At 62.1% G+C, this 19409-nt stretch carries 18 protein-coding genes and 3 pseudogenes; 6 read left to right on the top strand and 15 right to left on the bottom strand.

The features are described 5' to 3' along the window. Window positions 1-730: 730 nt before the first annotated feature. The 13 genes from O7B34_RS01170 to queC all read right to left on the bottom strand — a co-directional run bounded on the left by O7B34_RS01170 (window position 731) and on the right by queC (window position 13105). Complete coding sequence (locus tag O7B34_RS01170; RefSeq protein WP_337145172.1) at window positions 731-1714, bottom strand: beta-ketoacyl-ACP synthase III; 984 nt, start codon at window positions 1712-1714, stop codon at window positions 731-733. Beyond that, a complete protein-coding gene (locus tag O7B34_RS01165) occupies window positions 1711-2976 on the bottom strand; it encodes an adenosylmethionine--8-amino-7-oxononanoate transaminase (protein WP_337144568.1) in 1266 nt (421 codons plus the stop codon). The genes O7B34_RS01170 and O7B34_RS01165 overlap by 4 nt, the downstream gene beginning before the upstream one ends. Beyond that, window positions 2973-3611, bottom strand: a complete 639-nt coding sequence (bioD, locus tag O7B34_RS01160; protein ID WP_337144567.1) for a dethiobiotin synthase — start codon at window positions 3609-3611, stop codon at window positions 2973-2975. Before bioD ends, O7B34_RS01165 begins: the two co-directional genes overlap by 4 nt. Next, window positions 3608-4750 (bottom strand): 8-amino-7-oxononanoate synthase, encoded by a 1143-nt coding sequence (locus O7B34_RS01155; protein WP_337144566.1) that lies wholly within the window; start codon window positions 4748-4750, stop codon window positions 3608-3610. Before O7B34_RS01155 ends, bioD begins: the two co-directional genes overlap by 4 nt. Beyond that, entirely contained in the window at window positions 4747-5745 is a 999-nt protein-coding gene (gene bioB, locus O7B34_RS01150; RefSeq protein WP_337144565.1) for a biotin synthase BioB, read from the bottom strand. Before bioB ends, O7B34_RS01155 begins: the two co-directional genes overlap by 4 nt. Window positions 5746-5859: 114 nt before the next feature. Next, window positions 5860-6201, bottom strand: coding sequence for a hypothetical protein (locus O7B34_RS01145; RefSeq protein WP_337144564.1), 342 nt, complete (start codon window positions 6199-6201; stop codon window positions 5860-5862). A 10-nt stretch (window positions 6202-6211) separates the two neighbouring features. Continuing rightward, window positions 6212-7093, bottom strand: coding sequence for a carboxylating nicotinate-nucleotide diphosphorylase (nadC, locus tag O7B34_RS01140; RefSeq protein ID WP_337144563.1), 882 nt, complete (start codon window positions 7091-7093; stop codon window positions 6212-6214). Beyond that, window positions 7093-8637 carry an L-aspartate oxidase gene (locus tag O7B34_RS01135; RefSeq protein ID WP_337144562.1) on the bottom strand — a complete coding sequence of 515 codons (1545 nt, stop codon included), beginning with the start codon at window positions 8635-8637 and terminating at the stop codon, window positions 7093-7095. Before O7B34_RS01135 ends, nadC begins: the two co-directional genes overlap by 1 nt. After that, complete coding sequence (gene nadA, locus O7B34_RS01130; protein ID WP_337139598.1) at window positions 8634-9608, bottom strand: quinolinate synthase NadA; 975 nt, start codon at window positions 9606-9608, stop codon at window positions 8634-8636. The genes O7B34_RS01135 and nadA (O7B34_RS01130) overlap by 4 nt, the downstream gene beginning before the upstream one ends. Before the next feature lie 64 nt (window positions 9609-9672). Then, a complete protein-coding gene (locus O7B34_RS01125) occupies window positions 9673-10635 on the bottom strand; it encodes an NUDIX hydrolase (protein ID WP_337129099.1) in 963 nt (320 codons plus the stop codon). Between the two features lie 665 nt (window positions 10636-11300). Further along, entirely contained in the window at window positions 11301-12032 is a 732-nt protein-coding gene (gene queE / locus O7B34_RS01120) for a 7-carboxy-7-deazaguanine synthase QueE (protein ID WP_337129098.1), read from the bottom strand. Further along, entirely contained in the window at window positions 12029-12385 is a 357-nt protein-coding gene (locus O7B34_RS01115) for a 6-pyruvoyl trahydropterin synthase family protein (RefSeq protein WP_337129097.1), read from the bottom strand. Before O7B34_RS01115 ends, queE begins: the two co-directional genes overlap by 4 nt. A gap of 9 nt (window positions 12386-12394) precedes the next feature. Continuing rightward, window positions 12395-13105, bottom strand: coding sequence for a 7-cyano-7-deazaguanine synthase QueC (queC, locus tag O7B34_RS01110; RefSeq protein ID WP_337144561.1), 711 nt, complete (start codon window positions 13103-13105; stop codon window positions 12395-12397). 61 nt (window positions 13106-13166) lie between these two features. Between queC and O7B34_RS01105 the strand changes: the two genes are divergently transcribed. The 3 genes and pseudogenes from O7B34_RS01105 (at window position 13167) to panC (ending at window position 15244) form a co-directional block, all read left to right on the top strand. After that, window positions 13167-13439 carry a hypothetical protein gene (locus O7B34_RS01105; protein ID WP_337144560.1) on the top strand — a complete coding sequence of 91 codons (273 nt, stop codon included), beginning with the start codon at window positions 13167-13169 and terminating at the stop codon, window positions 13437-13439. Between the two features lie 86 nt (window positions 13440-13525). Then, window positions 13526-14366 (top strand): annotated as a pseudogene (gene panB / locus O7B34_RS01100) (3-methyl-2-oxobutanoate hydroxymethyltransferase). Next, window positions 14363-15244, top strand: a complete 882-nt coding sequence (gene panC / locus O7B34_RS01095; RefSeq protein ID WP_337144559.1) for a pantoate--beta-alanine ligase — start codon at window positions 14363-14365, stop codon at window positions 15242-15244. The pseudogene panB and the gene panC overlap by 4 nt, the downstream one beginning before the upstream one ends. Before the next feature lie 54 nt (window positions 15245-15298). Here panC and nadA (O7B34_RS01090) read toward each other — a convergent pair. Continuing rightward, a pseudogene (gene nadA / locus O7B34_RS01090) lies at window positions 15299-15681 on the bottom strand (quinolinate synthase NadA); the annotation flags it as partial. A 108-nt stretch (window positions 15682-15789) separates the two neighbouring features. Then, window positions 15790-16748, bottom strand: a pseudogene (locus tag O7B34_RS01085) (NUDIX hydrolase). 155 nt (window positions 16749-16903) lie between these two features. On the opposite strand from O7B34_RS01085, the gene O7B34_RS32140 reads away from it, so the two are divergent. The 3 genes from O7B34_RS32140 to O7B34_RS01070 all read left to right on the top strand — a co-directional run bounded on the left by O7B34_RS32140 (window position 16904) and on the right by O7B34_RS01070 (window position 19321). Next, complete coding sequence (locus tag O7B34_RS32140) at window positions 16904-17341, top strand: hypothetical protein (RefSeq protein WP_442920928.1); 438 nt, start codon at window positions 16904-16906, stop codon at window positions 17339-17341. 243 nt (window positions 17342-17584) lie between these two features. Then, window positions 17585-18169 (top strand): GNAT family N-acetyltransferase, encoded by a 585-nt coding sequence (locus tag O7B34_RS01075; protein ID WP_337129092.1) that lies wholly within the window; start codon window positions 17585-17587, stop codon window positions 18167-18169. Window positions 18170-19018: 849 nt separating this feature from the next. Continuing rightward, window positions 19019-19321 carry a DUF982 domain-containing protein gene (locus O7B34_RS01070; RefSeq protein WP_337129091.1) on the top strand — a complete coding sequence of 101 codons (303 nt, stop codon included), beginning with the start codon at window positions 19019-19021 and terminating at the stop codon, window positions 19319-19321. The last annotated feature ends 88 nt before the right edge of the window (window positions 19322-19409 follow it).

Genomic DNA, 19409 nt, shown 5'->3' with positions numbered 1-19409 from the left:
CAGCACCAATCCCGGCCAGCCGGCGATGAGCGCTGCCTTCCGGCTTGGCACCTGTTTCCGCGAAGGCTCTGAAGGACTTCGAGCCGGGCTACTGGGCCAGCGACCTCGGGCGATCACACAGAGCCGGGGCCAGGTCGCGCCTTGGTCGGCTATCGCGGAAACGCGGCCGGATCTACGACGGATGACATCGAGGCGCAAACTCAAGCTACGGGGCGCGCACGAACGCGCGGCCACTCCTCCACCGACAACGCGGCGATGGAACTGCCTGTCTGGTGCGAAACCGCGCCGCCGAGGATTGGAACGGACCCCGCGCAACTGGTTCGAGGCCCAGACCCAGTTTCGCCCTCAGCTTCGGCGAGACGTTCATCCGCCAATCTCGAAACCGGCCTGCCCGACAGAATTCCTGACACTGCCCTTTAGCGCGAGATTGAATTGGACCCGCTCCGCGAACTCCGCCGGCGGACAACCGCACTGGAGGGCGGACACATGTCGGCCCGCCCAAGCTCCGGATTCGTCGAACGATTCTCTCGCACGAATCGGAGCGCTCACACAGCCGATGGTCACGATGTCACCAGGTTTGAAGGTCGGAACCAGCAGCTGCTCGACATAGAACGAGGACCGCTCGCCGTATTGGTCGATCGATCAGCCACGGCGCGCATCCAGACGATTGTGACGCAATGCCACCAGGACGATCAATGATCGTCAATGGCCCATCACAGCGCGGCCTGGGCTAAACGCCAATTACCAATGCCCCGCCGGTAAGGCCGGCACCAGCCGCCGCCAGCAAGAATTTCTCGCCCGGCTCAATCGGGTTGACGCTGTGGGCAATTGACAGCGACAGGGGGATGGTTGCGGCCGACGAGTTGCCATGATCGCCGACGGTTTTGACGATGCGGCAATCCTCGATGCCGAGTGACCTGCCGACCGCGTCGAAGATTCGGGCGTTTGCCTGGTGGGGGACAAAGCGGTCCACATCTGACGCCGAGAGACCGGCTGCCAGCAGAGCCTGCCTGGAACAGCGGCTCATTATCTCCACGGCTTTGACGAAAACCTCGCGGCCGTTCGCGATCGTCATGCGAGTTTGTGCAACGTCGATCTCGTCAGAAAACGGACAGTTGCTCCCGCCCGCCGGAACATGGATCAGACTATACGCGGAGCCGTCCGAGGCAAGCGAAGAGCCGAGTATGCCGTGACCAGGGTTCCCGGAAGGCTCGATCACCGCCGCACCTGCGGCATCGGCAAAAAGCACCGCGCTTGCCCGCTCAGCTGGATTGATCCTGCGGCTCAATATGTTGGCTGCAATGACGATGGCTGGCCTGTTGTTCAGACGCACAAACCCCTCGGCGAAGGTCAGCGCATAGATGAACCCTGCGCACGCACCTGCAAGGTCGACCGCACCGGCATTTTCGAGGCCGAGCCTGTGCGCCACCAGCGGCGCGCTCGGCGGCAACAGGTGATCCGGCGTCGAAGTCGCCAGCAGAAGCAGCCCGATCTCGTTGCGGTCGATGCCGGCGGCTTCCAGAGCCATGTCGCCTGCCTTTGCCGCCATTCCGGACAGCGTGTCGCCGGGCTCAGCCCAGAAACGCGAGCGGATGCCAGTGCGCCCCTCGATCCAGCCTGCCTCCAGTCCGAGGCTTGCCTCGATCTCGGCATTGCCGACTTTTCGAGCCGGCACGTGGTGGCCAAAGCCTATGATTCGCGCCGTGCGGATCATCTCTTGTCGCCCGCAAGATCGGCTGCCTCGTCGATAGCCTCGTAAAGCCGGTCGAGTTCGCCCGACGTTACGCAATAGGGCGGCAGCACGTAGATCACATTGCCAAGGGGCCTCACCAGCAATCCGCGATCGAGGAAGAAGGCGCGCAGCCTTGGGCCTACCTCGGCGAGATAGCCGGCATTTCCGACGTGGAGGTCAAGGGCAGAGATGGTGCCGCAGGTGCGCACATTCTCAAAACGCGGATCCTCACTGAACCGCGCAACCCTCTCCGTCTGCAGTCGCGACAGGTCGGCAACGCGCTCCGCCACCGGCTCATCTTTCCAGATGCCCACATTTGCCAGTGCTGCCGCGCAGGCGATCGGGTTCGCCGTGTAGGAACTCGAATGAAAGAAGGTCTTGGTCCGGTCTTCGGAAAAATGCGCGCGGAAGATCGCATCGGTGGCAAGCGTCGCCGCGAGCGGCAGCGAGCCGCCCGTCAGCCCCTTGGATGTGCACAATATGTCAGGCGCGATCCCGGCGTGTTCGCAGGCGAACATGGTCCCCGTGCGGCCCCATCCGGTCATGACTTCATCAGCGATGAAAACCGTGCCCGAGCGCTCGGCCATGCGCTTGAGTTCGGTAAGAACCCATGCTGGATACATCAGCATGCCGCCGGCGCCGAGCACCAGCGGCTCGACGATCAGCGCTGCAACTTTGTAGTCGCGCGCCAGTCGTTCGAAGGCATCGAGCGTTTTCTGTTCGTGCCCTGCGGAAGGGAAGGGGATGATGTCGACCTCGAACAGCAGGGGCTCGTAGGCGGCATTGAAGACGCCGCGCGCACCGACGCTCATGGTGCCGATAGTGTCGCCGTGATAGCTATCCTCGACGACAACGATGCGCGAGCGTGGGAAGCCATTGTTGCGATGAAAGCCGAGCGCCATTTTCAGCGCCACCTCGACTGAGGTCGAGCCGCTGTCGGAATAGAAGACCCAGTCGAGGCCGGCCGGCGTCATGTCGACCAGCGCCTCGGCCAATCGCTCGGCCGGCTCGTGGCTGAGACCGGCGAAGATCACCTGGTCGAGAGTCTCGGTCGCGTTCCGAATCGCCGCCATGATCGTCGGGTGGCGGTGGCCGTGGGTGATAACCCACCAGGACGAGATCGCATCGAGTATGCGCTTGCCGTCGCGCGTCTCGACATAGGCACCCTCGGTGCCCACGATCTTCGGCGGTACCGGCTCGGTGGCATGTTGGGTGAAGGGATGCCAGACAGCGGAGCTGCTCATGGTGGGACCTTCATGAAGTCGGCGGCATTGAATGAGGCGCGCATGGCCGCGAAGAGCGTTCCGGGGGTCAGGGATTCCAAGCGCGGCAGACGACCAAGCACGCGAACCTTGCCCATTTCGGCGATCGTTTTTTGCGTGTCGACCATCCTGTCGCCGATGAACGCCACGCCGAGCAATGGTATCGAGCGGGCGCGAAGTGCCTCGATGGAAAGCAGCGTGTGATTGATGGTGCCGAGGCTGGTGCGGGCGCAGAGCACCACCGGCGCGTTCCATCGCGCGAAGACGTCGATGTAGAGCGTGTGCCTGTTGAGCGGCACCATAAGTCCGCCGGCGCCTTCAACAACCAACGGCCGGTCCGTCGCGGGCAGTGACAGTGCCTGTGCATCGATCTCTACGCCGTCGAACTTCGCGGCCAGATGTGGCGAGAACGGCTGGCGAAGGCGCCAGGCCTCGGGCAGCACACGAGCTGCAGGTAGATCGGCGAGGAGGGAGACGATTTCGCTGTCGGTTTCTTCGCAGGTGCCCGATTGCACGGGCTTCCAGTAAATGCCGTCAAGCAGGCCGGTCAGGCCGGCCGCGAACACCGTCTTGCCGATGCCGGTGTCAGTGCCGGTGACAACGAACCGGACTGTCATGGCGTGCGCTCCCATTCCGCGGCAAGCGCATCGAACAGCGTCGAAACGTCGGCCTCGCCAACATTCAGCGTCAGTGAGATCCGCAGCCTTGCCGTCCCCTCAGGCACGGTCGGCGGTCGGATGCCGCGCGCGTCGAACCCACGCGCCTGCAACTTCTGCGCCAGCGCCATGGCGCGGGCGTTGTCGCCAACGATGATCGGCAGGATCTGGGAACCGCTCGCGGGCAGGCCTAGCGCCTGGGCCCTCTTGCCGGCAAGCGCGACGAGGCTGGCCAGCCGCTCGCGACGCTCCGGCTCATCGGCAACGATGTCGAGGGCCGTTGCCGCCGCCACTGCCATCAGCGGCGAGGGCGCGGTAGCGTAGATGAACGGACGACAGCGGTTGACGAGATAGTCGCACAGCACTGCGGGCGCGGTGACCAGCGCGCCGGATGCGCCGAGCGCTTTGCCGCAGGTGTGCAGCACCACGACATTGTCGCGGCCTTCGAGATCGTGCGCGAGCCCGCGCCCGTCCGGGCCGTACACTCCGGTGGCGTGCGCCTCGTCGACGAACAGGAATGCCTCGTGACGGTCCGCGATCTCGATCAGTTCACCGAGCGGGGCGCGATCGCCGTCCATGCTGTAGAGGCTTTCGACCACGATCCAGGGACGGCCAGTCCCACCCATGACTCGCCACCTGGCAATGGCGTCATCCACCGCTCCCGCATCATTATGCACGGCTTCCACCATTTCGGCCCGGCCGGCCCGCGCTCCCTCATGAGCGCTGGCATGAACGAGTTCGTCCAGCACGATGAGATCGCCCTTCTGGGGCAAGGTCGTGAGCACCGCGAAATTGGCGACATAGCCACCGCCGAAGAACAGCGCGCGCTCGGCGCCGAAGAAGGTGGCTGCCTTCGCGTCGAGCGCCTCGTGTTCCGGATCATTGCCGCGCAGAAGTCGAGAGCCGGTCGCCCCGACGGGCGTGCCAGCCGCGAGCGCCGTCGCAACGGCCTGCGCCATACGCGGCGAGCCCGCGAGGGCGAGATAGTCGTTGGAGGCGAAGTCGAGCCCTGAGCGCGGGCTTAAGGCCCGCAGCCGATCCTTGCGTGCCAGCCCGCTTAAGGTCGCCTTGTAGCGGTCGAGCAAGGCTGGCCCGCTCACCTGGCTTCCGGCTCCGTCGGCTTGATGCCCAGCCGGCGAAACAGCGCGCTGTCCTTGTCCTCGCCCGGGTTCTTCGCGGTCAGCAAGGTGTCGCCGACGAAGATAGAGTTGGCGCCGGCAAAGAAGCACAGCGCCTGCATCTCGTCGCTCATCGCCGTGCGGCCGGCCGAAAGCCGCACATGCGATTTCGGCATCATGATGCGGGCAAGCGCGATGGTGCGCACGAATTCGATCGGTTCGATCGGCTCGGCCTCGCCGAGCGGCGTGCCCTCGATCGGGATCAGCATATTGATCGGCACGCTGTCGGGCGGCTCCGGCAGGGTGGCGAGCGTCACCAGCATGTCGATGCGGTCGGCCTTCTCCTCGCCCATGCCGACGATACCGCCGCAGCAGACCTTCATGCCGCTGTCGCGGACATGACCAAGCGTTTCCAACCGGTCGGCAAAAGTGCGGGTCGAGATGACCTCGCTGTAGTAGCGCTCGGAGGTGTCGATGTTGTGATTATAGTAGTCGAGCCCGGCCTGCTTGAGCCGCTGTGCCTGGCGGAGGTCGAGCATGCCAAGCGTCATGCAGGTCTCCATGCCGAGGGCCTTCACGCCCTCGACCATGGCGACAACCGCCTCCATGTCGCGCTCCTTGGGGCTGCGCCAGGCCGCCCCCATGCAATAGCGCGTGGCTCCCGCATCACGCGCTTTCCTGGCCTCGGCGACGACGCGCTGGACCTCCATCAGTTTCGAGGCCTTGAGGCCCGACTGGTGATGCGAGGACTGGCTGCAATAGCCGCAATCCTCGGGGCAGCCGCCGGTCTTGATCGAAAGCAGGCGCGACAGCTGCACGCGATTGGGATCGAAATTCTCGCGATGGACCGTCTGGGCCCGGAACAGCAAGTCGTTGAAGGGTAGGTCATGGACAGCCTCGGCTTCCGCTCGCGTCCAGGGCAGAAGCGCCCAACCGATTGGGTCCGAGGTCAGGTCCGGGGTGAGTTCGGGGTTCATAGCGGCCTTGTTCTCCATAACCATCTGTCCTTGACCGGGAGCGTTGTAGAGGCTGGTCCATGGAAACGCGATTGCTCTTCGCTAAAGCGGAAGCTCCAACCGCTGCCTGCAGGCTCAACTCACGTCGTCAGCGCGGATCGCTGCATCCGCAGGTTCGCTCTGAGCCCTGGAACGCTCCCGTCTGATCGCGTCGCAGGATTCTGTGAACGCGACGTCCAGCAGATGACCGAGTGGTTCCAGCCCGTGAGAGGCAGCCATCTGGCGCAACTCGTCGAGTCGGCAGATGAGGAAGCCAAGTGCTTCGACGCGGTCTTTTGTTTGTCGGATCGCTTCACCGCTTGAACCGGATAGCCCTTCAGCGCACGGGCTTTCGTTGGCAATCGGTGAAGCTGCAACTGAAGACGAAGTGGCGCAGCTTTGCCTGCGACCAAAGGCGTTCTTAGGGTTCCGGTTCATGTCCTTTCCCTCAGTTCAAACGTCTGCTGCAATTCCGGTCGGCCGGCATATCCAGGCCGATGTCGAGTATCGGCGCGCTGTGGGTGAGCCAGCCGACCGATATGAGGTCGACGCCGGTCGCGGCAATTGCAGCTACGCTCGCTCGTGTCACCCGACCCGAAGCCTCGGTGATCGCGCGGCCACCGACCATTGCCACGGCCTGGGCAAGGTCCTCGACCGACATGTTGTCGAGGAGCACCGCGTCGACCCTCGCCTGTAGCGCCATGTCCAGCTGATCCAGCGTGTCGACCTCGACCTCGATCTTGACCATATGGCCAACCGCGCCGCGCGCCCGCTCGATTGCGGTGCGGATGTCGCCGGCAAGGGCGATATGGTTGTCCTTGATGAGCACGGCGTCGTCGAGCGCGAAGCGGTGATTGGCGCCACCGCCGGCGCGCACGGCGTATTTTTCCAGCGCACGCAGACCCGGTGTGGTCTTTCGCGTGCAAACGATCTTTGCCTTATGACCGCGCACCGCGTTTACAAGCGCGGCGGTGGCCGTTGCGATACCGCTCAGCTTGCACAGAAAATTGAGCGCCGTCCGCTCCGCTGTGAGCAGGCTGCGCGCCGGTCCGTTAACGATGGCGATCGTTTCGCCGGTCGAAACCTTGCCGCCCTCGGGACACCGCAACTGTATGCTGATCCCGGGATCGACCAAGAGGAAGGCAAACATCACCAGATCGAGCCCGGCAACAACGCCGCCCTGCCGCGCGTTCAACGCAAAGGTCGCCTTGCAATCGGCCGGGATGACCGCATCGCTCGTGATGTCGCCGGCTCTGCCCAGATCTTCCAGAAGGGCATTGCGCACGATCGGCTCCATGATGATCTGGGGAAGTGGTGCAAGTGAATTCATTACCAGGAGCTCCGTTCCGAGGCTTGCCAGTTGAGCGCGACGGCATTCTCAAAGGCTGTGCACAGCGTCAGTCGCGACGCGAGGGCTGCAGCATCGCGCCCAGGGAAATCGGATCGGTAATGCGAGCCGCGGCTTTCCTCGCGCCGGAAGGCTGCGATCGCGATCAACAGGGCAACCAGCGCCGGGTCGGCCGCCGCCGTCTCGCTGACGGCGATCGGCAGCAAGTTAGCGACCGCATCGCGCAGCGCCTTGCCATCGCGGACAATGCCGAGTGCATTGGAGACCACTTGGCGTATAGGCGAGGGATCCGGTCGCGCGGACACCATTGCGGGGAGCCTGGGCCACTGCCAGCCGGCGCAGGTGCCGGCGACGCTCTTCGCAACCCAGGCGGCTGTTGCGACCGCTTCGGCCAGCGAGTTGCTGGCGAGCCGGTTGGCGCCGTGCAATCCGGTGCAAGCAACCTCGCCGCAGGCCCACAGCCCGCCAACGGAACTGCGCCCTTCCGCGTCAACGGCCACGCCGCCCATGTGATAGTGAGCCGCGGGACGCACGGGGATCGGCTCCACGGCTGCATCGATGCCGGCCTGCTTGCAAGCGGCGTCGATCGCAGGAAAGCGCTTCGTGAATTTCTGGCCGAGGCATTGCCGGGCGTCGAGATAGACACGATGCCCTGAGGCCAGTTGGGCTGAGATCGCCCGCGCGACCACGTCGCGCGGCGCGAGTTCGGCACCGGGCGTATCGGCCAGGAACCGCTGACCATGTTCATCGACCAGCACCGCGCCTTCGCCGCGCACCGCTTCGCTGACAAGCGGCATCGGCCGGCGCGAAGTATCGAGCGCGGTCGGATGGAACTGGACGAATTCGAGATCGGCAAGTTCCGCGCCGGCACAGGCGGCCAGCGCCAGCCCGTGTCCGAACGAGGAAAGCGGGTTCGTGGTGTCGCTGAAGAGGCCGCCGATACCGCCGGTCGCAAGCACCACACGGCGCGTGGGCAATGCGAGGACGCCTGTGTGCAGGACCCCCGAAAGTCCCACAATGCTGCCCTCCGCCACGACCAGGCGCAGGGCTGTCATGCCTTCCATAATCGTGATCGAGCGTGTCCGCCGCGCGACGGCGAGCAACGCCCCGAACAGCTCGCGGCCGGTGGCGTCGCCTGCGGCGTGCACGATCCGGCGCCGCGAATGCGCTGCCTCCAAGCCAAGCCGCAGCTTCCCGTCCAAGGCGCGGTCGAAGGGAGCACCCAGACGAATGAGGTGATCGATTGCGTTGGGAGCGGCCTCGACCACCCGCCTGACTATTGCTTCGTCGCAAATCCCGTTCCCGGCGGCCAGCGTATCGGCGAGGTGCAGTTCGGGGCTGTCGTCTTCGCCGAGACTGGCTGCAAGCCCGCCCTGGGCGAGCGTGCTCGAAGCATCCGTTCCAAGCGGCGTCCTGGAGAGAAGGATGACCGGTTCCGGCGCCAGATGAAGCGCCGTCAGCAGGCCAGCAATGCCCGCGCCGACAATGACCGGCGCCCCGCGAATGTCGTGGATGGCCGGCGTCATACGAAGAGCATGCGCTCGACAGCCCAGCGGGCCCGCTCGACGATGCGCGGTTCGATCGTGACGATGTGGCGGTTCTCCTCGAGCGCGGTCCGGATATTGGCGAGCGTGATGCGCTTCATGTGGGGGCACAGATTGCAGGGGCGCACGAAATCCACGTCCGGATGCTCGACCGCGACGTTGTCGCTCATCGAACACTCGGTCATCAGCACGACTCGCGCCGGCTTCTGCTGTCCGACATAGTCGGACATTGCCGCTGTCGAGCCGGCGAAGTCGGCTGCGGCGACCACTTCCGGCGGACATTCGGGATGGGCAAGCACAGTGACGCCCGGATGCGCCTCGCGCAGTTCGTGAATGTCGGCCGCCGTGAAGCGCTCGTGTACTTCGCAGCGTCCCTTCCAGGCGATGATCTCGACCTTGGTTTGCGCTGCGATGTTCTTTGCCAGATATTCGTCGGGCAGCATGATGACGCGCGGCACGCGGAGCGACTTCACCACTGCGAGCGCATTGCCGGAGGTGCAGCAGATGTCGGACTCTGCCTTTACGGCGGCGGAGGTGTTGACATAGGTGATGACCGGAACGCCGGGATAGCGCTGCCGCATCTGGCGCACGTCCTCGGCCGTAATGGAGTCGGCGAGCGAGCAGCCGGCGGCAAGATCAGGAATGAGCACGGTCTTGTCGGGATTGAGAAGCTTTGCGGTCTCCGCCATGAAATGGACGCCGGCAAGCACGATCACGTCGGCGTCGACCGTCATTGCCTTGCGGGCGAGCGCCAGGCTGTCGCCGACGATGTCGGCCACGCAATGGAAGATTTCGGGGGTCTGGTAGTTGTGGGCCAGGATCACGGCGTTGCGCTCGCGCTTGAGCGCAAGGATGGCATCGATGTCATCGGTGAAGGCCGGCCATTCGATTGACGGGATCACTCGTCGGACGCGCTCATACAGAAACGCGGCCGTTGGTAACGCGCCAGTCATCCGCGCCTCCGCTTATATTCCGGCTGACAATAAGCGGCATATATCTACGCTGACTATAAAGGTGTCAAGCCCGTGAGAGCGGCAATTTTGTCCCGGCGACTGCCCGGTCATCGAGGACATTGCGGCGGAAGCGATAGAGCTTCGCCGGGCGCCCGCCCGTATCGAGGGCACTTTCGCCAGTTTCTTCGACCAGCTCTTGCTGCTCGACCAGCCTGCGGAAGTTCGGCTTGTTGATGAGCCGACCGGCGAGCGCCTCCACGGTTCGCTGCAACTGCAGCAGCGTGAAGCTCGGTCGCATGAGCTCGAAGACGACTGGCCGGTATTTGATCTTGGAGCGCAGCCGCGCGATGCCTGTTGCGAGAATCCGGCGATGGTCGCCGACCATCGCTTTGCCTGCGGCAGGCGCAGGGAAAGTTGGTTCCGGCCCGCCGCCGGCCTCTTCGACCAAAGCGGCTTCAAAAAGAAGCTCATAGCGTTGGAGCGTGAGTTCCTCGTCCCAGGGGCGCTTGTCTAAAGCAAACGCAATCGCGGCACGCTGCCTCCGCTCGCGTCGCGCAGCGGCGTCGCTGACGCTGTCCGCCCACTCAATCAGTCGTAGCCGCAACACGTCTAGGATGGCTGGCGTCCCGGAGCGGTGATCCTCCCAGGGAAAATACTCGTACCAGCTTTTCCAGTGGGATTTGCTGGATGCGGCAATAGCTTCCTGCCGGGTGAGCGCGAGATAGCTGATGGAGATGTTGCGCTGCTCGCGCCCAGTGCTGACCCGATCGCGGTCGGCGAAGGTATAGAGCTGCTCGATGTAGCCCAGGGGGTGGCCGGTTTGCTGCTCGACCCAGTCCCTCAGGCCGGACTGTAGGGAACGGTGACTGAGCTCGAACGGGCCGGAGGGTAGGGCATCCCGTTGCCCGATGGTGAGGACGCAAGGGTCCCGGTCGGACGCGGCGGCGACAACCGCGATCAAGTCCGCATTGATGCCGCGGCCCCTCCGAGCGCTGCTATTTTTGTTTCGTGTTGCTTGGTCGTGCATGGTTGCAGAACGTGGCCGTGCTCTGAGGTGACGCGGCTAAACCGATTAGATGGACGTGGACTATACCGGGGCGCGCGTTAACCGCATACCAGTACGGGTCACTTTTGTTCTTCGCAGTGGCACAAAACTGGCCCAAACGCGACGCCTGCGGTAGGTAACGCCAGGGAAGGCAAGCTCAATGTTGCCAACCGTGAGATGTGGGAAGCGCCATGAACGGAATGCGGCATCGAGACCGAGTGCAATCATAGTGGCATTCTCGATCAGCGCGTCGCAGCGAAGCTTGGCGGCTATAGCCAATTATGGGTGCTCCCGTGGCTGATCTCCCACGACCTTTGAAGCAAAAGCGAGAACTCGCAAGGCCCTGGATCAATCGATGATGATCAATTACCCGAACACCGACTCTGATATAAAAGCTCAGGAACAATCGCTTTGACCGCGTTCCGCCCGCTGACTGCGGCCCTCGACGCTTGCCTTGCCCGGGCTCGCCGGAGGGTTATGAACACGGAGAAGAAGGGCGCCCCTGAATCGGGAGCTCCTGGGAACGCCCGTCGGGTCCTGTTGCACCGATATCAGCAGGACACCGGAGTCCCGCAGACGGCCAAAATAGGCCAGCCAGCTCTTCCATCGAATAGCTAAGCTAAAGCTAGCAGGATGATCCGCATCCGTCAGACGCCGCGTCTATTGCCCCAGGCCAACACATGCAACTGCGGCAGGACCGTTGCCGTGAACCAGCCATCCACCGCGACCTTGTCGACAAGCCAGCGGAAGCGCCGCATCAAATCCTCGATGTCGGCCTCTTCGCTGCCAGGACCCGCATGGGTGATCAGCGGAGCAGGATTCCCGATCTGCAGATAAATCGGTAGAGCCGGATACCGGTTCGCCACCAGGCGGGCATAGTCGTAGTCATTGTCGTCAAACACAGCCACCTTGAGGACGCATTGCGTTCCGCTCTTTGCCGCCGCGACGCAATCGTCGAGGGCCTGCCAGTCGGTTGCCATCCCCGACGACGGCGGCTTCGGGCTAAGAGTGAGCCAGTCGAGCGCGGCAAACCAAGGCTGCGAAACACTGCCTTGAGTCTCGAGGGCGAAGGTGTATCCCTTCTGGTGACCCTGTTCGATGAGAGGAACCAGAGGCTGGAGTGCAGGATTGCCGCCCGACAGCGACACGAGCACCCGCGCAGAACTCGATAGCCGCTCCACTTCCGCCAGGATTGCAATCGGCGTCATCAGCGTCCAGTCTTCACGGAACTCGGGCAGCACCGCATACAGGGTATCACACCAGCGGCAGCGATAATCGCAACCGCCCGTGCGTACGAATACAGTCGGGCGCCCTATCAGCGGACCTTCTCCCTGGACCGTCGGACCGAAGATCTCGCTGATGCGAATGCTCCCCTTCATGGACGGTATTCCGCCCACGTTTTCGGGGTCTCGCTGATGCGCACAGCCGCGACTTCCGGCCAGCGCTCACTGCACCAGTCGAAGAGCCACTTGGCTATGACCTCGCTGGTCGTCCGATCATGTCCGAGGACCTCGTTCAGGTGGCGATGATCCAAGGTGTTGTCGATGAGCGCCTTGATCTCCGAAAGCTCGCGGTAGTCCCGGACAAAGCCGACCGGATCAAGCTCGGCCGACTGTAAGACGACCTCGACTTCGTAGTTGTGGCCGTGCAGTCGGGAGCAAGGATGCTCCGCCGGCAGGCCGCCGATCACATGTGACGCCGAAAAGGCAAAACGCTTGGCGATGGTGTACATGACTGCGCCCTATTGTCGTTGCGTTGCCCGGTATTCCTGGCAAGCTTCGATCCAGTAATCGGGGTCTTCGTAAGATGTTGGATCGTTTTGTGCAGCGAGGTGAAAGGCCTCGCGCCGCTCGACGCAGGTACCACAACGACCGCAATGATGAGCGCCGCCCTGATAACACGACCAGGTTTGTGCAAACGGCACGCCCAGTCGTCCGCCTTCACTGACAATATCGGCTTTGCTCAGTTGCAAGAACGGCGCGTAAAGGGCGATCCTCGCCAGTCCCTCCAGCGCGTGGCGCTGCATGGCCTCGAAGGCTTCGACGAAAGCCGGGCGGCAGTCCGGGTAGATAAAATGATCGCCGCCGTGGACCGCTGCCGCTACGGCATCTGCCTGTTCCGCGGCGGCTACACCGAAGGCCACCGACAGCATGATCGCGTTACGATTGGGTACGACAGTCACGCGCATGCTGTCTTCCGCATAGTGTCCTTCGGGGACCGTCCCGCCGCTGGTCAGCGCCGATCCGGTTAGTCGGCGGCCGACCGCGGTGATATCGACGATATCGTGCGGCACGCCGAGGCGCGCGGCGCAGCCGCGCGCAAAGTCCAGCTCCTTTTTATGGCGCTGACCGTAGTCAAACGACACGAGGCGGGTGAGGGCTCTTTCGGCAGCGACCTTATAGGCGAGCGTGACGGAATCTAATCCGCCGGAGCAGATAACGATAGTCTTCATCAGGCTTCCTTGTTTTTACCGGGTAGGCTGCGACCGGATCGGCTCCCTTGCCGATAGACACTTGGCGGACGATGCTGGAACGGACGCCACCCGCGAAGTGGACAGCAAACACCATCCACTTTCCGACGCCACAAATAACCAGCGTTGTTCTGATGTCAATCAGAGATGCGCGTGCTTGGTTGCCCGTTTGATCGTCGTCGACCGTCTGCTCTCCCGCAGGCAACTGCTGAGAGCGCAGCGGCCTTTACAGAAAAACGCTTGCCGAACTGGTGGCGTAGAGTTTGAGCGCCGAGTCGCCGAATTGGTCGCGACGATGAATGTCGCCGGCAAATGATTGTGCGCTGCAAATTCTCTCTTCGCAACTGCACAAAAATGTGGCACATGCTTCCCTCCCGCTGACGCAGGGGAAGGAGACACCTGGTGAGCGCAACCGCAGGATCGAACGCATTGACCGTCCCGGCTATCGCGGCGCGAAAGGGCAAGACGCCACTTGTTTGCTTGACGGCCTATACAACGCCCGTCGCCAAGCTTGTCGACGGCCATTGCGACGTGGTGCTGGTCGGCGACAGTGTCGGCATGGTGTTGCACGGCATGTCCTCCACTGTTGGCGTCACGCTCGAAATGATGATCCTGCACGGCAAGGCGGTGCGGCGCGGACTTCATAGCGCCCTGATGGTCGTCGACATGCCCTTTGGCTCTTACGAGGAAAGCCCCGCGCAGGCGTTCCGCAATGCGGCCCTGGTTATGGCCGAAACCGGGGCTGCGGCGGTCAAGCTCGAAGGCGGCGAAAGCGTCGCGGAGACAATCCGGTTTGTGACCGCACGCGGCATACCCGTGATCGGCCACGTCGGACTGACGCCGCAGGCCGTCAATGCTTTTGGGGGTTATCACCTTCAGGGACAAGGCTGCCGAACAGATCCTGCGCGATGCAACGGCGGTGGCCGAGGCTGGCGCATTCGCCGTCGTACTCGAGAAAATACCGGAAGCTCTTGCTCGGCTGATTACACAGGAAATTGCGATTCCCACAATCGGCATCGGTGCATCGCCGGCCTGCGACGGTCAGATCCTGGTTGTCGATGACATGCTGGGCCTGTTCGGCGCTTTTCGGCCAAGATTCGTCAAACGCTATGCAGAGTTGGGGAAGGGCGCCGACGCAGCGATCGCGGCATACGCAAAAGATGTGCGCGAACGCCGCTTCCCGGCCGCTGATCACGTCTTCGGCGATGAGCCGGGCACAGTCACTGGAGGAGAATGCACATGAGCACCGCGATCGTCCGGATCGTGTCCGAACTGCGCAGCATCGTTGCCGCTTGGCGCCGCGAGGGCCTCAGGGTCGCCGTTGTGCCAACCATGGGCGCTCTGCATGAAGGTCACCTTAGTCTCGTGCGGGCCGCGCTGGCCAAGGCTGATCGGGTGATCGTGACGCTGTTCGTCAACCCGAAGCAGTTCAACAATGCCGATGATCTGGCCGCCTATCCGCGCACGGAACATGATGACGCGGCCAAGATCGCGCCAGTTGGCGCCCATATCCTTTATGCTCCCGATGCAGCCGATATGTATCCGCAAGGCTTTGCCACCACAGTTTCGGTCAGCGGTGTGAGCGAGGGGCTTTGCGGCACCTTTCGGCCTGGCCACTTCGATGGCGTTGCGACCGTGGTCACAAAGCTTCTTCTGCAGACGGGGGCCGATCTGGCGTTTTTCGGCGAGAAGGACTTTCAGCAGCTCCAGATCGTGCGCCAGCTTGTCCGTGACCTCGATATCCCGGTCGAAATTGTCGCTTGCCCGACGGTGCGCGAAGCCGACGGCTTGGCAATGTCGTCGCGCAACACGCGACTGTCTTTGGCCGAGCGCAACAGGGCGCCTCGACTGGCTGAAATCCTGGTCCAAACCGCCAAGCAAGTGAATTCGGGAGAATCTGTAGGGCGTGCGCTAACTGACGGTCGAGAGGCGATCCTCGCCGCCGGCTTCTCGAAGGTCGAGTATCTCGAACTGCGCGCGGATGGTGACCTTGCCTCGATCGTCACATTGGATCGGCCAGCGCGGCTGCTCGTCGCTGCCTGGCTTGGCCAAACACGGCTGATAGACAATCTCCAGGTGCCATGGCCACGTCCTGAAGCGGTGCATCAAGCCGCTGCCTGAATCGAGGTGGACATTCTGTTTGGCGCTCCGCACGTTCCGTGTCAACGCTTATGGCGCGCAGTCCGCCAGCACATAGGTTACGACTGGAACAGCCGGGTAACGCTCGCGCAGCAGCCGGACATCTGCGGGCGTGATCGAGTCAGCCAGCGAGCGGCCGGCGCTGATGTCTGGAATGAGCACCGTCTTGTCCGCATTGAGAAGCTCGCCGAATCGGCCATGAAATGCACGCCAGCGAGCACGATGATATCGGCGTCGACTGTCATTGCCTTCCGGGCGAGGGCCAGACGGTCGCCGACGATGTCGGCTACGCAGTGGAGAATCTCGGGCGTCTGATTATTGTGAGCCGGGATCACGGCGGTGCGCTCGCGCTTCAGCGCGAGAATGGCGTCGATATCGTCGGAAAATGCCGACCACTCGATCAGCGGAATCACGCGCAGGACGCGCTCTTACAAAAATGCCCGCGATAGCGACTCAGTGGTCATCGATACCCGCTTATACTCAATATGAATATAAATAGGCATATTCTTGCCGTGAATATAAGCGTATTATAAAGCCCGCGTTAGCGGCAATTTGGTCCCGGCGACGGTCCTCTCGTCGAGAACCGCATGGCGGGAGCGATAAAGCCTAGCCGGTCGACCGCCCGTATCGGTGGTGGTCTCGCCGGTTTGCTCGACCAATTCCTGCTGCTCGATCAACCGACGGAAGTTCGGCTTGTGGACCCGCCAAGCCCTCCACGGTTCGCTGTAACTGCAGAAGACTGAAGACCGGCGGCATCAGCTCGAAGATCACGGGCCGGTATTTGATTTTGGAGCGCAACCGCGCAATTCCCGTAGCCAGAATCCGGCGGTGATCGGCGATCATCGTTTCCCCTGCCGCCGGCGACAGAGCAGCCAAAGGCTGCTCGCTGGTCGCCTCTTCCACCATGGCTGCTTCGTAGAGCAGCTCATAGCGCTGGAGTGTCAGTTCCTCATTCCATGGCCGCTCGTCGAAGCCGAAGGCAGCCGCCGTCCGCCGCCGGCGTTCTCGGCACATTTCACTGTTGGCTGCGCTGTCCGCCCACTTGAACAGGCGCGGTCGCAAAACCTTCGCCAGCATCGATGGCGTTCCGGAGCGGTGGTCCTCCCAAGGAAAACAGTCGTACCATCTCTGCCAGCGGCGCCTGGCCGACTGCGTTGCCTCTTCCTCTCGAGTGAGCGCGAGATAGCTGATCGAGATCACACGTTGCCCGGTGCCGACCCGGTCACGGTCGGCAAAGGTGTAGAGCTGCTCGATATAGCCCAAGGGCTGCCCCGTGTGCTCTTCCACCCATGATCTGAGTCCCGACTGAAGGGAACGGTGGCTGAGCTCAAATGGGCCGGAGGGCAGCGCGTTTGCCTGTCCGATCGTGAGAACGCGAGGCTCATGACCGTTCACAGCGACAACAACCGCGGTCAGATCCGCTTTGATGTCATTGGCCGTGCCCACTGATCCGCCTTTCCCTGATTCCTTTTGCGTTGTCGTCCATGCTCCGTATTTGTTGGAGACGGCTGCACAAACGAAGCGGTCTACAATCGATTTAATAGAGCCTGCACCCCGTCGGTAGGCACGTCAACAGCGCAGCCGTGCGGGAGTCTTAGGTTGAATATGCGCTGGCTTTCATGGATGGTGTGAAAGAGCGTCTTGCCAATTTATAGCCCCGCCGACGGTCGGCGCGGTGAAGACGCGCATCGAAGGCGAGACCGATCTGGCGTATGTCAGCACGTCGCATCTCGAGCGGCAGAAGCCACGGCGCAGATGCGCCGCTTCCCGCGCCTGACGAACGGGTTCTCAAAGAAGTTCGAAAACCACGTGGATACGCTCGCGCTGTACACCGTCCGGCACAACTTCATTCGCATTCACGAGACGCTGAAACGTCGCCGGCAATGGCCGCTGGGGTATTGCAACGCTGTGGTCGATGGACGATCTTTGCGAGAAGATGGGCGCAATTGCTCCGAAGACCGGAAAGCGCGGCTCTTACAAAAAACGCATTTCGGTGTGATTTGCGTTTCGATCACGTTTAAACGATCGTTGTCGAATTTGGGCTTTGGTTTAGAAACCAAGCACCTATTTAGACGTTGATAACGTGATTGTGGCTTGATAATGCTACATCGCAACAACGAATGGAGGCGCATATGGCCGTCTTGTCCCGTGACTTCGGTGGGATCAAGCTGTCTGGTCGCGATGCCGATACGTTCGTCCGTCAAGTTGACTCTGGCAAACCATCGGCCAACGCCGAGAGAACGCTAGCTAGGGGCCGCGAATTGCTCAACCAAATGAGCCGGAGCGGTCAAGTCACCGTGAAGGCAGCGAGCGTCAAGGATCGTGGCAGATAACGATTTCGATTTCACAATCAGAGCATTGCAAAAGGGCGACTGCAAGTCGCCCTTTTCCTTGTCTGGTGAGGAAGATTTGCCGCTAAAGACGTTTTTTCGGCGTGATGCTGAAAAAGCTGGCAATTCCTTTATTACGCAAACTTACGTCGCCGTTCCGGCGGATGAGGCTGACAAACGCATCCTCGGTTATATGAGTTTGATGAGCGCTGAAATCGCGGTGAAGGGACTGTACCCAATTGCCGACAAACCGCGCGCTGACCGTTACCCATCCCAGCCAGCCGTTCGAATTGCACGTTTAGCTGTCAATGATGAATTGCGGGGGCGCGGCATTGGAAAAGATCTGGTCGCGCTCGCATTCTCCGTGAGCCTGGATCGTATTTGCCCATTTGTCGGATGTCGTTTTTTGATCGTGAACGCGAAACGGAAGTCGATCGACTTCTATGTTGGACGCGGCTTCACCATTTTAGAGACGGCCAAAAATACCGAATCGCCAGCTCCGATTATGTGGCTGGATTTAAAGCTCTATGCCGAAAGGCAGGCTGAGCGAGAAACGGCTGCTATCGCCGCTCAGTAAACAGAGAAAAGCCCATTCGCAAAATCCTCAGCTCCCGGCAGATCTCCAAGAGGCGGCCGTCACGTGCGGATGAAGCGCAATTGGCAGATGCAGCGGGTTTGAAACTCTCCACGGTTGGTGGGGCCGTGCCGCCCGCCAGCACTTCGGTGCACCGGCAAGGCACTAGTGCATGGATATACATGCACCAAAGTGGGGATCTAGGCTGTGCCTTGCCTTCTGCTCCGCGGATCGCTTCCGGAAGGCACAGGGCGAGCATGGTGATAACAGCACAAGGGGTACCGGTTGGGAACAACGTCCAGGTAGACGGCTTTGCCGAATGGCGGGGTAGACGAGGGGTGACATGGCCGGCTCCAATTCTGCGAGGCCAATTGTCATTCAGGTTGGCCGGCGTGGCGCCGAGCGGACCGTCTTCGATGCAATGACGTCGCCACAATCTTACTGCGGGATTCAGCCGCAAGGCCGATAAACGGAAGACAGCAATGGACGCCTGTCTGCAGCTTGCGGGGTGAGGCTCATCCAGCTGTCGCTCGGCGCGCTTTGTGGCCGCCGCGCTCGAGCGCAAATCCTGCGTTGCGATTGAGAGCGATCAGGGCTTGCTCACACTGCTGCTTGCCTGCACTGCTACTCGATTTTAAAGCCGGGTTCAGCCAGCGCCGGCGGCCCTACAGCCAAAGGCACGGCCCAGTCCATGCCACTGCCGATCATGCCGCAAAAAGAAGGCGAATTGGCCATGGTGAGCATGATTGCCTCGTGAACGTCATCGCCCGGACAGAATAGTCTGCGATGTTCGGCGTGCTTCGAGCCGGTCGCCTGTTCAGAACGATCGTCCAGCAGGTTTGAGAGGAAAGAATGAACGCTGACGTTTTCAGCAGCTCCATCTTCGTGAAGCGCGCTACGCACATCGTGCAAGAGATTGCCAGCCTTGCGGACGCAATCGAATTTCTCGACGAATGGCCGGAAGTCCGCAGAGACCTGATACACGAGACCGCCCTTCGGGTGTGCTATGACGCACACGATGGGCACAAACCCGTAAGCACTGCCCGTAATGCCTTCGTCGGCTTTTCCGAAAGGGCCGGCATATTGGTGGACTCGACCCCCGCGATGAAGTCGATCGCCTCCGCCCATTCGAGCCGCGGAAAGGCTCAAGGCTAGGCTCATTCGGCGGCGTTCAGAAACTTATATAAGGGTAGGAGCCAGCGATCACGCCAGCCTCCTCGACACTTTCCAAACTTCTGGATAC

This window comes from Mesorhizobium sp. Cs1299R1N3 (genome assembly GCF_037179625.1).
GTDB lineage: Bacteria > Pseudomonadota > Alphaproteobacteria > Rhizobiales > Rhizobiaceae > Mesorhizobium > Mesorhizobium salmacidum.
This window is presented reverse-complemented; position numbering and strand designations above follow the sequence as displayed.